This is a genomic window from Sphingorhabdus wooponensis (assembly GCF_003933235.1).
In the GTDB taxonomy this organism is placed as follows: Bacteria; Pseudomonadota; Alphaproteobacteria; order Sphingomonadales; family Sphingomonadaceae; genus Sphingorhabdus_B; species Sphingorhabdus_B wooponensis.
In genome coordinates, this window is record NZ_RWJI01000002.1 from 232,711 (window position 1) to 246,982 (window position 14,272).

The 14,272-nt window shown below is 54.7% G+C and carries 16 protein-coding genes; 7 read left to right on the forward strand and 9 right to left on the reverse strand.

Annotation, left to right across the window (positions count from 1 at the left end; translation table 11 throughout):
* The first annotated feature begins 64 nt into the window (after window positions 1–64).
* The 3 genes from D7D48_RS09345 to infC all read left to right on the forward strand — a co-directional run bounded on the left by D7D48_RS09345 (window position 65) and on the right by infC (window position 4,286).
* Window positions 65–1,420 carry an MATE family efflux transporter gene (locus D7D48_RS09345; RefSeq protein WP_185739836.1) on the forward strand — a complete coding sequence of 452 codons (1,356 nt, stop codon included), beginning with the start codon at window positions 65–67 and terminating at the stop codon, window positions 1,418–1,420.
* Between the two features lie 93 nt (window positions 1,421–1,513).
* Window positions 1,514–3,577 (forward strand): protein-disulfide reductase DsbD family protein, encoded by a 2,064-nt coding sequence (locus tag D7D48_RS09350; protein ID WP_245964427.1) that lies wholly within the window; start codon window positions 1,514–1,516, stop codon window positions 3,575–3,577.
* A gap of 190 nt (window positions 3,578–3,767) precedes the next feature.
* Window positions 3,768–4,286, forward strand: coding sequence for a translation initiation factor IF-3 (gene infC / locus D7D48_RS09355; RefSeq protein ID WP_125231149.1), 519 nt, complete (start codon window positions 3,768–3,770; stop codon window positions 4,284–4,286).
* A 7-nt stretch (window positions 4,287–4,293) separates the two neighbouring features.
* On the opposite strand, the gene D7D48_RS09360 is transcribed toward infC, so the two are convergent.
* From D7D48_RS09360 to coxB, 9 genes are read right to left on the reverse strand one after another with little or no spacing between them, the layout of a single operon-like run.
* On the reverse strand, window positions 4,294–5,049 hold the full coding sequence (locus D7D48_RS09360; protein ID WP_125231150.1) for a sulfite exporter TauE/SafE family protein: 756 nt from the start codon (window positions 5,047–5,049) through the stop codon (window positions 4,294–4,296).
* Window positions 5,046–5,627: an SURF1 family protein gene (locus D7D48_RS09365; RefSeq protein WP_125231151.1), complete on the reverse strand. Its 582-nt coding sequence runs from the start codon at window positions 5,625–5,627 to the stop codon at window positions 5,046–5,048. The genes D7D48_RS09360 and D7D48_RS09365 overlap by 4 nt, the downstream gene beginning before the upstream one ends.
* Entirely contained in the window at window positions 5,624–6,010 is a 387-nt protein-coding gene (locus D7D48_RS09370; protein WP_125231152.1) for a DUF983 domain-containing protein, read from the reverse strand. Before D7D48_RS09370 ends, D7D48_RS09365 begins: the two co-directional genes overlap by 4 nt.
* Window positions 6,011–6,898 (reverse strand): cytochrome c oxidase subunit 3, encoded by an 888-nt coding sequence (locus D7D48_RS09375; protein ID WP_125231153.1) that lies wholly within the window; start codon window positions 6,896–6,898, stop codon window positions 6,011–6,013. It abuts the gene before it with no gap.
* 37 nt (window positions 6,899–6,935) lie between these two features.
* Window positions 6,936–7,502, reverse strand: a complete 567-nt coding sequence (locus tag D7D48_RS09380) for a cytochrome c oxidase assembly protein (RefSeq protein ID WP_125231154.1) — start codon at window positions 7,500–7,502, stop codon at window positions 6,936–6,938.
* Window positions 7,502–7,657 carry a hypothetical protein gene (locus D7D48_RS10520; RefSeq protein ID WP_185739837.1) on the reverse strand — a complete coding sequence of 52 codons (156 nt, stop codon included), beginning with the start codon at window positions 7,655–7,657 and terminating at the stop codon, window positions 7,502–7,504. The genes D7D48_RS09380 and D7D48_RS10520 overlap by 1 nt, the downstream gene beginning before the upstream one ends.
* The gene (locus D7D48_RS09385; RefSeq protein WP_125231155.1) at window positions 7,654–8,559 is read right to left on the reverse strand and encodes a heme o synthase; all 906 of its coding nucleotides are present in this window, start codon (window positions 8,557–8,559) and stop codon (window positions 7,654–7,656) included. Before D7D48_RS09385 ends, D7D48_RS10520 begins: the two co-directional genes overlap by 4 nt.
* 48 nt (window positions 8,560–8,607) lie before the next feature.
* Window positions 8,608–10,275 (reverse strand): cytochrome c oxidase subunit I, encoded by a 1,668-nt coding sequence (gene ctaD, locus D7D48_RS09390; RefSeq protein WP_125231156.1) that lies wholly within the window; start codon window positions 10,273–10,275, stop codon window positions 8,608–8,610.
* A 14-nt stretch (window positions 10,276–10,289) separates the two neighbouring features.
* Window positions 10,290–11,363, reverse strand: a complete 1,074-nt coding sequence (gene coxB, locus D7D48_RS09395; RefSeq protein ID WP_425452558.1) for a cytochrome c oxidase subunit II — start codon at window positions 11,361–11,363, stop codon at window positions 10,290–10,292.
* A gap of 234 nt (window positions 11,364–11,597) precedes the next feature.
* On the opposite strand from coxB, the gene pyrE reads away from it, so the two are divergent.
* From pyrE to lepB, 4 genes are read left to right on the forward strand one after another with little or no spacing between them, the layout of a single operon-like run.
* Window positions 11,598–12,176 carry an orotate phosphoribosyltransferase gene (gene pyrE, locus D7D48_RS09400; protein WP_125231158.1) on the forward strand — a complete coding sequence of 193 codons (579 nt, stop codon included), beginning with the start codon at window positions 11,598–11,600 and terminating at the stop codon, window positions 12,174–12,176.
* 2 nt (window positions 12,177–12,178) lie between these two features.
* Entirely contained in the window at window positions 12,179–12,919 is a 741-nt protein-coding gene (locus D7D48_RS09405) for a pyridoxine 5'-phosphate synthase (protein ID WP_125231159.1), read from the forward strand.
* Window positions 12,916–13,326 (forward strand): holo-ACP synthase, encoded by a 411-nt coding sequence (acpS, locus tag D7D48_RS09410; protein WP_125231160.1) that lies wholly within the window; start codon window positions 12,916–12,918, stop codon window positions 13,324–13,326. The genes D7D48_RS09405 and acpS overlap by 4 nt, the downstream gene beginning before the upstream one ends.
* Window positions 13,323–14,267 carry a signal peptidase I gene (gene lepB, locus D7D48_RS09415; protein ID WP_125231161.1) on the forward strand — a complete coding sequence of 315 codons (945 nt, stop codon included), beginning with the start codon at window positions 13,323–13,325 and terminating at the stop codon, window positions 14,265–14,267. Before acpS ends, lepB begins: the two co-directional genes overlap by 4 nt.
* Window positions 14,268–14,272 lie beyond the last annotated feature (5 nt).

The window sequence follows — 14,272 nt, forward strand, 5'->3', positions numbered from 1 at the left end:
GTATTTCAGCATAGCTACGCCTGCCCATCAACGCGACCTGACCATTGGTCCAGTGGCGAAGACCTTGTTCCTGTTCGCGCTGCCGTCGCTTGGCGTGAACATTCTCCAGTCGCTGAACCATTCGGTTAATTCGGTGTGGATCGGTCAATTCTTGGGCGAGGAGGCGCTGGCTGCGTCGGCCAATGCGGGGCTCATCATGTTTTTGATGTTCTCCACTTTGTTCGGCTTTACCATGGCGACGACCATTTTAATCGGTCAGAATATGGGCCGCCGCGACGTCGAATCTGTCCGTCGCATCATGGGTACCGCATTCGGCATTTTCTTTGCGGCGGGCATTGTCACAGCGGCGGCAGGCTGGATCTTTGCGCCCCAAATGCTCCGCCTGATGGCCACACCGGAAACGGTCTATCCGCTGGCCCTCGCATATTTACGCGTCATCTTCCTGTCGATGCCAGCCTCATTTGTCATGGTGCTTGTTGCATCATCGCTGCGTGGTGTGGGGGATTCGGTGACGCCATTTTGGAATACGGTGTTGAACGTGGTTCTCGACATTATCTTAAACCCGATTTTCATCTTGGGCTTAGGCCCCATACCCGCGATGGGCATTGCCGGGTCGGCGCTTGCGACCATCCTTGCCGGTCTGATCAGCTTGGGCCTGTTGCTCCGCAAGGTATATGCGCGTGACCTGACCATCCGCTTGCGCGGGCATGAGCTAAAATGGCTTCGGCCAGATGCGCGCTTCTTGAAACCGATTGCGCGCATGGGCCTGCCGATGGGCCTGTCGATGATTATTATGTCGGGTTCTGCCGTGGTGATGATTGGCCTCGTCAATCGAGAAGGCGTAAATACAACGGCGGCATTTGGCGTGATGAATCAGCTTTGGAGCTATGTGCAGATGCCAGCGGTCGCCGTGGGCAGCGCCGTCAGCGCCATGGTCGCGCAGAATATCGGCGCCAATAAATGGGACCGCGTTGGCCGCATCGTGTGGTCGGGAATTGGGATCAACCTGTTGCTAGCAGGGGTGTTGATCTTGCTCATGACCTTGTTCGCTACGCCATTGCTTGGCCTGTTTCTGCCAAGCGGTAGCCCCGCCATCGACATCGCTATTCATATCAACCACGTCATCGGGTGGACCTTCGTCCTCATGGGTGTGTCGGTTGTGGTGACCTTTGCCGTGCGTGCGAATGGCGCCGTAGTTGCGCCGCTCCTTATCCTGATATTCAGCGCAGTGTTGGTGCGTTTCAGTATTGGCTTCGGCCTATACGATCGTTTTGGCGCCGATGCCATTTGGGGATCATTTGTTGCGACCGCGATTGCGTCCTGCGTCCTGTCGATTGGATATTATCTTCATGGTGGCTGGAAAAAGGCAAAGGCGATGCCATCTATGGGATCAGGTCCCATCCAACTGGTGTCTGAATAATCCGCTGTCCTATATAGAGTGCATTGTGCCATTAAGCTTCGCATGAAACGCAACGCCACATCGTCACCAAAATTTACGAGGCCCCAGCATATCGTGTTGCGGTTGTGCCAGTTCCTGCTGTCCCTATTTGTCGCGGCGGGCATGGCGCATACGCAGGCCCCCGCTGCTGCCGCGTCCCAATATGTGCGTGCATCGCTGGAAGCAGAAACACGTAGCCCCGCACCTGGGGATATTGTGACGGTCGCGATTGTCATGGACCCGAAACCCGGCTGGCATGATTATTGGGTGAACCCCGGTGATGCCGGAACGCCGCTTGAGCTGCAATGGCAATTGCCCGCGGGCGCAAGCGCGGGCCCAGTTCGTGCACCCGTGCCCGAGACCTTGATCGTCAGCGGTTTCATGAACCATATTTACAAGGCAAAGCATGCCTTTCTGGTAGATCTTAAAATCCCGCAAAGTGCGATCGTTGGACAAAAATTGGATATCAAGGTCAACGCGCGTTGGTCGGCATGCTCTGATTTGGTCTGCGTTCCCGAAAGCGCGACATTGTCGGTACCCATGACCATTGGCTCCGGAACCATAGCCAAGCCCGACCGTGCGCGTTTTGATGTGTGGCGTAGCGCATTGCCCGTGCCGCTGGACCGCAAGGCGCTTTATGCCATTGATGGCAATCGCATTGATATCGCTATCCCCTATCCACGCAGCGCCGACGCAAGCAGGGTCTGGTTTTTTGCGCAGAGCGAAAATCTATTCCGCTACGCCGCCCCGCAAACGGCGCGACAAAGCGGCGATTGGTTGATCGTCAGTGGCGAAGTGAAAGAGCCCTTTGCTGCCGAGATTGCTGGCCTATTGCGTTTCAACGATGCGCAGGGGCTTGAGGTGCGCGCTACGCCCGGCACTATCCCAACAGGCGGGGCAGCCATATCCGTTTTGGGTAAAGGTGCGGCAACGGAGGGATCAGAACCGCCACTTGGCTTTGGCTGGATACTTAGCTTTTCGGTGCTTGGCGGCTTGCTCCTGAACCTAATGCCCTGCGTCTTTCCGATATTGGGATTGAAAGCGTTGAGTCTTGCCAAAATGGGCGGTGATGAAAGGGAGGCGCGGCGAGATGCTATTGCCTATACAGTCGGCATAATCCTGAGCTGCCTTGTGCTCGGTGGCATCATGCTGGCCTTGCGCGCCGCAGGCGAAGAGGTGGGCTGGGCATTCCAGTTACAGGATCCCGTGATTGTGTTGCTGCTGTTGTTGCTCATGGTTGCGGTAACGGCCAATCTGGCTGGCCTGTTCGACGTCGGCGGCATCGGTGCAGGCGAAAAACTAACGCGTAAGGGCGGCATATCCGGGTCATTTTGGACAGGTGTGCTGGCGGCGGTTGTCGCAACACCCTGCACCGGGCCATTCATGGCGGCCGCCATGGGTGCGGCTTTGCTGTTGCCCGCAAGTTTAGCATTGTTGATTTTTGCAGGGCTTGGCTTTGGCCTTGCTTTGCCCTTCCTCGCCATTGCTTTCGTCCCGCCCTTGCGCAAACGCATGCCCCGCCCTGGACCGTGGATGGTGCGCTTCCGTCAGTGGATGGCGGTCCCCATGGCACTCACATCCTTGGCCTTGCTATGGCTGCTATATCAGCTCGCGGGCTTTAGCGGCGTGCTCATAGGCGGCACGGCGGCGTTAATCATTTTATCGCGGCTGTTTGAACTTGGCCGGAAACAGAAAAGCGGATCGCCCCGGAAGATTGTGGTTGCGGCCATATTGGGCATCACCGTCGCCGCTTTGCTCATCATGGACAAGGCCGCTATTGTAGCGCCAGCGCCGCAGCCGATGAAAGAAGGCAGCGTGGCATTTGATGAGGAACGGCTGGCCAGTTTACGCGCAGAGGGTAAGCCTGTGTTTCTCTACTTCACCGCCGACTGGTGTGTGACGTGCAAAGTGAATGAGAAGGCAGCGATTGACCGCACGGAAACCAGCGCAGCCTTTGCCAAAGCAGGCATACAGACGATGGTGGGTGATTACACGCGCCGAGATCCCGATATCACGCGCTTTTTGGCCAAACATGGCCGTTCAGGCGTGCCCTTATATCTCTATTATCCGCCCAATGCCGATGCGCGGGTGTTACCGCAGATATTGACTGTGACAGACCTCACGGCGCTTTCGGAATAAAAATCCTGTCAGTCCCTGCCCCTTAAAATGGCATCCATTACCCCGCACCGATGGGCTTTCGCGCCACAAAGTGCAACAAAAGCAGGGGTTGCGCGCCTAAAGCCTTTATCTGCGGACAAATTGGCTGTATTGGCGTTGCCGAACATCACAAGGAGTATCGACTATCGCCACCCCGCCTACCCGGCGCGCTATGACCCCACCTGTTAAAAGTGGACCGCGCTACAATAATCTAATCACCGTTGAAAAAGTGCGGGTCATTGATGATGACGGCGAGAATCTGGGTGTCATGTACACCCGCGAGGCGATAGCGCAGGCTGCGGAAGTTGGGCTCGATCTGGTGGAAGTTTCCCCGAACGCTGATCCCCCCGTTTGCAAATTTCTGGACATCGGCAAGTTCAAATATGAGGCCCAGAAAAAGGCCAATTTGGCGCGCAAGAGCCAGAAAACCCAGGAAATCAAAGAAATTAAGATGCGTCCAAACATCGATGACCATGACTATATGGTCAAGATGAAGAAGGTCGCCGAGTTCATCGAAGAAGGTGACAAGGTCAAGATCACGCTACGTTTCCGTGGCCGTGAATTGGCCCACCAACAATTGGGTATGCAACTGCTGCAACGCGTTCAGGCCGATACGACCGAGACTGCAAAAATCGAAGCGCATCCCCGCATGGAAGGTCGCCAAATGCTGATGGTGCTGTCGCCCAAATAGGGCGCAGTCACCAGATGGCTTGCCGAATCAGTTCGGCACCGATCAGTACCATCAAAAGATTGATGATGACGTTGAATCGCGCGGGCGAAACACGTTTGACCAGTCGTACGCCTGCTAATGTGCTCAATATCGCAAGCGGCAGGAATATCGCCGTTAACGTCATATTCTGCATGTTGAACTGCCCCAAAGCAGCATAAGCGGGCACTTTGAACCAATTGATGATGGCAAAGAATATCGACGATGTGCCGATGAACACCAGATGCGGGAAATTGCGCGACAGGGCCCAAATCTGAAACGGTGGTCCGCCAGCATGGGCAATCTGGCTCGTGAAGCCCGCCACGCCCCCCATGATGGTGCCCATCCATTCCGGTGCCGGGCCAGAGAGCTTCACAGAGCGGCCAAGCAGGGGCAGTAGGCGATAGGTGCCAAAGGCCAAGGCAATGACACCCACAAAGCCGCGCACGGCGTCTGCAGGAATGACCGAGGCAAGATACCAACCCATGAAAATGCCAACTACAGCGCCAGGTAAGGTGAGCAGCAAGGTGCGCGCGTCATAACTGTCTCGAAACGCCCAGACGCTGACGATGTCTTGAACCATAAGAATGGGTAACAGCATCCCGGCGGCGGCCACGGGATCCATGACCAGTGCCAGCAACGGGATGGCGGCCGCCCCCAGCCCCGCAAAGCCGCCCTTGGCAAGCCCCACCAAGATGACGGCGGCACCTGCGACAATGTAAAATAGGATATCGGTCGGTAGGTTCAAAGGACTTTGGAACGCTTACGAAGCGCAAGGATATAGATGATGGTCGCCGCGGCGGCAAAAATGAACCACTGAATGGCATAAAGCAGATGGTTGTTGGGGATCTGGCTTGGCGACGGCTCCGCCAATATATCTAAGCCATCAACCGCGTCTGTTGAAACAAGCTTTATGAGCTGCGCGCCGTCTGGTGCGATGATACCCTGAACTGCACCACCGCCCCACACTGGCGATTGTGGCCGTTCGGACCAGCCAAAGGCTACTTTGGCATCGGGACCTTCGCCCGTGTCGGTCCGGCATGAGGCGACATGGGCAAAGCCTGCTTTGCCTGCAGCATTGGAACCTGATACCGTCTCAATCTTCACCACATGCGCGCATAAGAGGCTGGATCGACGAAATAGGGGCAGCGCCGCTGGGTCAGGAACCTTGGGCCAAGCCACGGCAGGTAAACCCACCGCCGATTCATAACGCGACAGCAACGTGTCCTTCTCTTCCTTGCGTTGCAACTGCCAGATGCCAAGTCCAATCATCGTAGCAACGGCAAGGGCAACCAAGAAGGTTGGAATGATGGGAAGGCGGTTCATAAAAGATCACTCTTTCCAGCTTCATGCGCGCGGTTACGATGTTCCGCCGACAAAAGCGCGGCTTTCGCCATGCGCAGGGTTATCACAGTGAGAGCGGCCGTAATGGGCACCCAAATGAGAACATGCACCCAAAAGGGCGGTCGAAACACGGAATCGACGACCAACGCCAATATGATGATCAAAGTGCCAATGCCCATGGTGAGCAATGCGGCGGGACCATCACCCACATTATAGCTGCTGAAATCAAGGTGGCAGTTGGCGCATGTGTCGGCAAACTGACCAAGCCCAGCGAACAGGGTTTTACTACCACATTGCGGGCAAAGACCAAAAAGGGCAGCCTTAGCAATGCTGGGCTGCCCTTCAATGGATTGTTCTGGTTTCATTTACGCGTGAACTGGTGCGCCCCAGCCACCCCAGATGTAAATGGTAATGAAGAGGAAGAGCCAGACCACGTCAACGAAATGCCAATACCAAGCAGCGGCCTCAAAACCGAAATGCTGTTTTGGCGTGAAATGGCCTTTGTAGGTACGCACAAGGCACACAATCAAGAAGATCGTGCCGACAATGACGTGGAAACCATGGAAGCCTGTCGCCATGTAAAAGGCTGTGCCATAGTTTAATCCGCCAAAAGGAAAGGGCGCAACGGCATATTCATATGCCTGAATCGCGCTGAACAGTAGGCCGAGCAGGATTGTCAGCCACAGACCCTTTTTCAGGCCTTCACGGTCACCGTGGATCAGCGCATGGTGCGCCCATGTCACGGTCGTGCCCGAGCACAACAGGATCAGCGTGTTCAGCAAAGGAAGCTTCATCGAATCGAGAACTTCCAAGCCCTTTGGTGGCCATTGCATCAAAGCGGCTGCGCCTTCTTGGCCGATCAGGTTAGTGACGGTAAACGCATGCGTTTCTGGATCAATGACGATTTCCAAAGGCACTGGGAACAAGGCATAATCAAACCATGCCCAGAACCATCCAACGAAGAACATAACTTCAGACGCGATGAACATGATCATGCCGTAGCGCAGGTGTAATTGCACAACAGGAGTATGATCGCCTGCCTGCGCTTCGTTTACGACATCCGCCCACCAAGCGTAGAAGGTGTAAAGTACGGCGATCAAGCCGGCGCCAAAAATCAGGCTGCCATAAGCGAACTGCTCGGGATGCATCCACATCACCAAACCGAAGAACATTATCAGGGCCGAAAACGATCCCAATATCGGCGTAATGCTTGGTGGCAAAATATGATAATCGTGATTCTTGGCACCCGCCATGGTCAATTCCCTGTAGTCTTATCGATTAACAAATGTCTTAGCTACCGTTCGCCGTCTGGTCCACCATGTTTGGCTTCTCGACAGGGTAGAAAGTGTAACTAAGTGTGATTTCTTCAATGTCTTTGGTTTCCGGGTCGGTCATAATCTTAGGATCGACATAAAATAGGACCGGCATACGGACCTGCTCCCCGGGCTTCAGCGTCTGTTCGGTAAAGCAGAAGCACTGAATCTTGTTAAAATACTGACCGGCCAATGCTGGCGTCACATTGAATGTAGCGGTGCCAGTAACGGGCTCGTTCGAGAGATTTTTTGCAATATAGATCGACATATCCCGCGCGCCGATACTGACAGTTTCAGTTGGCCGCTCGGGTCCAAATTCCCAAGGCAGGCCTTCACGTTGATTGGCATCAAAGCGTACAACGATAGTTTTGTTCGACACTGGAACGGTGGCGGCCACTGCGGCGTCCACGCGCATCGTTGTGCCGCCAAAACCCGTCACTTGGCAAAACAAACGGTATAAAGGCACTGCAGCAAAACCAACGCCTACCATGGAAACAGCAAGCCCTGCAGCAAGAAAACCCGTCTTTACATTAGATACAGCCATCAGCCCCAGACTCCTACTTTCACTACGGTGATTAAGAAGAACAAGATACACAATCCGACCAAAGCAATACCCATCACCCGCGAACGTCCCGCCTGGCGCTTGCGGATAATGGCCGTTTCTTCGGCGGTATAAGCAGACGGTTCATTCTGAGTCATGACATTACCATCCGGTCAACGGCGAAAATTGCAAAAAGGAGAAACAGGTAAAGGATCGAGAAGGCAAAAAGTTGCTTTTCCGGCTTCATCGCCGCCGCATCTGTCGTCTCATTTTTCCAGACACGGTAGGCCAAACCCAAAAACAGGATGTTAAGAACAATCGCGGCTACACCATAGATCAGGCCCGTTTCACCTAAAGCAAAAGGCAGTATCGCCGTCGCCGCCATGGGGAAGCTGTAGCCGAAAATCTGGTTGCGCGTGACCCGCTGCCCTTTCACATTGGGAAGCATCGGAATTCCAGCGGCGCCGTAATCAGTCTTCATAAACAATGCGAGCGCCCAGAAATGTGGCGGCGTCCACAGGAAGATGATCGCGAAAAGCAAGACCGGCAAAAGCGTCACATCGCCCGTTACCGCCGCCCATCCGATGACAGGCGGAAATGCCCCCGCAGCGCCGCCAATCACAATATTTTGTGGCGTATTGGGCTTCAACCAGATTGTGTAAACAATCGCGTAGAAGAAAATCGAGAAGGCCAACAGTCCGGCAGACAGCCAATTGACGGCAACGCCCATGATACCCACCGAAAAAGCGGCAAGGCCAATGCCAAAGTTCAAGGCCGACGCCCGGTCCATACGCCGTGCGGGTAGCGGCCGCGCGGCTGTCCGTGCCATTTTGGCGTCGATGTCCGCTTCGAAATATTGGTTCAGCGCACCACAGGCACCGGCCCCCAAAGCCAGGCAGAGTATCGCGGTAAAACCAATCACCGGATGAATGCTACCGGGTGCAGCCAATAATCCGCACAGCGCCGTGAACACGACAAGCGACATGACCCGAGGCTTAGTTAAAGCCCAGAAGTCGCGCCACTCGGCTGGCAAAATGATGTCACGCGTCGCGGTTGTCATGCCTGTTCCCAAACGTTCGAGACGTTCAAAGCGGCGAACCGCCGCCAGTTACTTAATAACCGGCAGCGTTTCGAACTGGTGATATGGTGGAGGGCTTGTCAGCGTCCACTCAAGCGTGGTCGCACCTTCACCCCAATAATTGTCCTCTGCACGGCGGCCAGCGACCAACGACCAGATGACATTGACGAAGAAGATAAGCACGCCAACAGCCATGATGGCATATCCAAACGAAGCCACGCCGTTCCAATAGGCAAAAGCCTCTGGATAATCAGGGTAGCGACGCGGCATGCCGGAGTTTCCGAGGAAGTGCATCGGGAAGAACAGCACGTTCACGCCAACGAAGAACACCCAGAAATGCAGATGGCCCAGGAATTCGTTCAGGTGACGACCCGACATTTTGCCAAACCAATAATAGAAGCCAGCGAAGAGCGAGAACACCGCACCTAGCGACAAAACATAATGGAAGTGGGCGACAACATAATATGTGTCATGCAAGTTGTCATCAAGACCACCATTGGCCAGCACAACGCCTGTCACGCCACCCACGGTGAACATGAAGATGAAGCCCATGGCCCATACCATTGGCGTCTTGAAGCTCACCGAACCGCCCCACATGGTTGCAATCCAGCTGAAGATCTTAATGCCGGTTGGTACCGCAATCACCATCGTTGCCGCGGTGAAGTACATTTTCATATCGACGCTCATACCCGTGGTGAACATGTGGTGCGCCCAGACGACGAAGCCAACGACGCCAATCGCAACCATGGCATAGGCCATGCCGAGATAGCCGAACACGGGCTTACGGCTAAAGGTCGCAACGATTTGGCTGATGATGCCGAAACCGGGCAAAATCATGATATACACTTCGGGATGGCCGAAGAACCAGAAGAGATGCTGATACAATACGGGGTCACCGCCCGCCGACGCATCGAAAAACGCGCCGCCAAAGTTACGGTCAACCAAAAGCATGGTAATCGCCGCCGCCAATACAGGCAAAGCGAGCAAGAGCAAAAATGCTGTGACCAACACGGACCATACGAACAATGGCATTTTGTGCAGGGTCATACCCGGCGCACGCATGTTGAAAATGGTGGTGATGAAGTTGATGGCACCCAAAATCGATGCAGCACCCGCCAAGTGCAGCGAGAAGATCGCCATATCTACCGCAGGTCCGACAGAACCCGAAGTCGACAATGGTGCATAGACCGTCCAGCCAGTACCTGCGCCAAGTCCCGTGCCACCCGGTACAAAGCTAGAACCCAGCAACATGATGAAGGCCACAACGGTCAACCAGAAGCTGACATTGTTCATGCGCGGGAACGCCATGTCAGGCGCACCGATCATCAAAGGCACAAACCAGTTACCAAAGCCGCCAATAATGGCGGGCATAACCATGAAGAAAACCATGATAAGGCCGTGGGCGGTGATCAGCACGTTCCACATATGATAGGCTTCGTCCAGCGAGGCATCCTTGCCAGCCATGATCGATGCCCAGCCTTGCAGATATTGAATGCCAGGAGCAGCAAGCTCCATACGCATCAGGCCCGAAATCGCGCCACCCACTATCCCTGCGAAAATTGCAAAGATCAGATACAGCGTTCCGATATCTTTATGGTTAGTCGACATGAACCAACGGGCAAAAAAGCCCGGCTTATGGTCTGCGTCATGATGGTCATGCGCGTGAAGGTCGGTACCTGTGGCAGCAATGGTTGTCATCCGTCTAAGCCTTCTTAGTTTGTCGCAGCTACTGCAGGTGCAGCAACGGTTTCATTGGGGGTTGCGGTTGCAGCAGGCGCTGCGGGGGCTGGCTTTTCTTCGCCGGGCATTGAACCGCCCTGCGCCTTTACCCACGCTGCGAATTGCGCAGGCGGAAGTGCCTCCACTACGAGCGGCATGAATGCATGGCGTGCGCCACAGAGTTCAGAGCACTGCCCGAAATAGACGCCAGGCTTTGTAATTGTGATTGATTTTTCATTCAGTCGACCGGGAACGGCGTCCAGCTTGAACCACAATGACGGCACGGCAAATGCGTGAATTACGTCCGCCGCAGTTGTTTGAATACGCAATGGTACACCGGCAGGAACGACCATGCGGTTGTCCACGGCCAACAGCTTAGGTCCGTCATTTTCGGTCCGGAAACGTTCACCCTTACCGACTTCATCCTCTTCTTTCAGCATGTTCGATATCACTTCGAAACCGCCATGGTCGGGATATGTGTAGCCCCAATACCACTGATAACCGGTTGCCTTAATGGTAACAGCGTCAGCCGGCGCAGGCTTGAACTGCTTAGCCAAGAGATCGAGCGAGGGGTAAGCAATGCCCAAGAGAATGAGCACAGGGACCAAAGTCCACACAACTTCGATAAAGGTATTGTGCGTCGTTTTGGATGGCACTGGGTTGGCGCGACGATTGAAGCGCACGATCACCCAGAGCAAAAGGCCAAGCACAAACAACGAGATGATGGTGATGATCGGCAACAGGATCGCATTATTGATCCATTTTGCATATTGGCCGTTTTCGGTGAATTGTTCCTGAAAATCCACTTCCTTTGGCTTTGGCATGCCAACGCTGTCTTCATAATTAGGGCGCATGGGCGTATAGCCCGGCAACGAACCATCCATGGATTTCGGCGCAGCTTCGGCTGGTGCAGCCGCGTCAGCAGCTGTCGTTGCCGCAACAGGCGTTGCAACAACTGGAGCAGCCACTTCTTTCGTCAATGGCGCTGGCGCAGGATTCGCTGGCTGCGCCATCACCAATGACGGCATGGTCATTGCAGCGAAGACAACCAGTAATTTCTTCAACATATTCATCTACTTGGCCCCGTATCCTTGGTGCGGCGCAGGAACTTTGCGCATGTCTAGCTCACCCGAGGGTGGCCGGACTTGCGCGACCTATAGTCGCGCTAAGCTGAACCCTCAAGCGGTCGATTTAATATTTTTAGCATTTAAATGCACCACTCTTCTACCTATTTGCGTTGCAATCCGTTAAACCGGACATGCAAAAGACGACATTGGCCAATAAGGAAAATTCCCCCCATCATGACTGAAGATGAAATACTGTCTGAATTCCGTAGCGTCGACGCGCTGCTTGAAGGGCATTTCCTGCTGTCGTCCGGCCGTCATAGCGCTTATTATTTACAATGCGCGCGGCTGTTGATGAACCCCGAACGTGCGGGGCGCATTGCGCTGGCGATCAGTCAAAAAATGCCGCGCGAAGTGCGTTCGGAGGTTCAGGCGGTCATTTCGCCCGCTATGGGCGGCATCATCATCGGCCACGAAATGGGCCGCACTCTTGGCGTTGACGCCATGTTTGTGGAACGGCCCGAAGGTGTTTTTGGTTTGCGCCGTGGTTTTACGCTCGCGCCCGGCACCAAAGTTTTGATGGTAGAAGATGTTGTGACCACTGGCCTGTCTTCACGTGAAGCCATTGCCGCAATCGAAGCAGCTGGTGGCATTGTTATCGCCGCCGCCTCTGTAGTGGATCGTTCGGCGGGTACCGTTGACCTGGGCGTGCCCTTCTACCCGCTCATTCAATTAAACTTCCCAACCTACGCGCCTGATGAACTGCCATCTGAGCTCGCCGCGACAGAAGCGGTGAAGCCAGGTAGCCGGAAGTGAGGATGCAAGCGCCCAGGCCGCACCGCTTGCGCTTGGGCGTTAACATTGACCATGTCGCGACCATTCGCAATGCGCGCGGCGGCTTGCATCCCGATCCGATGCGGGCGGCACATATGGTTGAGGCTGCTGGCGGTGATGGCATCACCGTACATTTGCGCGAAGACCGCCGGCATATTCGTGACGCAGACTTGGACGCGATTATACGGGAAATCCGTTTGCCCATTAATTTGGAAATGGCGGCAACGGATGAAATGCTTGATATTGCCCTTCGGCATAAACCTAATGCTGCGTGCATTGTACCTGAGCGACGCGAAGAGCGGACGACCGAAGGCGGGTTGGACGCGGCGGGGCAACATAATCATCTTGCGCCCATCGTCACGCGGCTTATCGACGCTGGCATTAGAGTAAGCTTGTTCATTGAGCCTGAAGCACGCCAGATTGAAGCCGCTATGCGCCTGAAAGCGGATATCGTTGAATTTCACACCGGAAAATATGCCCATTTGGAAGGCGAGCCGCGCGAAATCGAATTGCGCCGGATTGCCGATGCGGCGGCTCTTGCGGCAAAGAACGGGATCGAGCCCCATGCGGGCCATGGGCTAACTTTTGAAAATGTGCAGCCCATTGCCGCCATTCCGCAATTTGCCGAACTGAACATCGGGCACTATCTCATCGGCGAGGCCATTTTCATTGGCTTGGAAGAAAGCGTGCGCAAAATGCGGAATTTGATGGACCTTGCACGATGATTATCGGGCTTGGATCGGACCTGTGTAATATCGAACGCATCGCCAAGTCGATTGAGCGATTTGGCGCGCGATTTGAAAATCGTGTTTTTACCGATGTGGAACGCGCCAAGGCTGCCAAGCGCCCATTCACCAAAGCCGGAACCTATGCAAAGCGCTTTGCCGCGAAAGAGGCCTTTTCAAAAGCCGTAGGAACTGGTTTTAGACATGGCGTGTTTATGAAGGACATTGGCGTCGTCAATGGGCCTTCAGGTGCGCCGACCCTATCCCTTACGGGTGGCGCAAAAGCACGGCTCGACGCCATGATTCCTTCAGGCTATGAAGCCCATGTTCATGTGACATTGACCGATGACCATCCATGGGCACAGGCATTTGTCATTATAGAAGCGTTGAGATCGCAAAAGGCATGACCAGTTTGACCACCGATAACAGCACTTCGGCGACACCGCCAACACCCGCACCGGAAAAGCAAGGCTGGGCATCTGCTGCTTGGACGGAACTTAAGGGCATGTTTTGGCTTTTACTCGCCGTGCTTGCCTTTCATAGCTTCATAGCGAAGCCCTTTTACATCCCATCCATTTCGATGATGCCAACCTTGCTGGTGGGTGATAGGTTGTTTGTAAGCAAATATCCTTATGGATGGAGCCATGTGTCACCGACGATCCCGAATCCCGTCGCGATATTCCGCTGGCTGGTGCTGCGCGAAGAAGTTGACGCCTTGGCGGTGCCGTTACCCGAGAGCAACACACGGATTTGGGGCAAAATGCCGGAGCGTGGCGACATCGTCATATTGACGCCAAAGGGCAAAAATCAGGATTGGATCAAGCGCGTCATAGGCTTACCCGGCGATACTATCGCCTTGCGCGCTGGTCAGATTTTCTTGAATGGAAAGCCAGTGAAGCAGGAGGCCCAGCCAAACCTCATTTTGCCCGTCGATGCCAACGGCCCTTGCAATGACTATGACTTTCCGGGCGCACTGAGACGCGGTGATGACGGCGTGCTGAGCTGCCATTTGCCCATCATTCGCGAAACCCTACCCAATAAAGTGCAATATGACACCATTGACGCACGCCGGCGCGATACCGATGACATGGCGCCTGTAAAAATCCCAGCCGGACATGTTTTCCTGATGGGTGATAACCGCGATAACAGTTCCGACAGCCGTGTAGCGGCTGAGCTTGGCGGCCTTGGTGGCCCCGTATCTTGGGATCGCATCGGTGGTCGGGCTGAAATTATCACATTCTCGGTTGATGGCAGCACTGGCCTAAATCCGGCAAGTTGGTTCAGCGCATTACGCGGGGATCGTGCGGGCGACAGCTTGCGGCCCGAAAAGGTCACGCAAGGTGAGTGACGGCA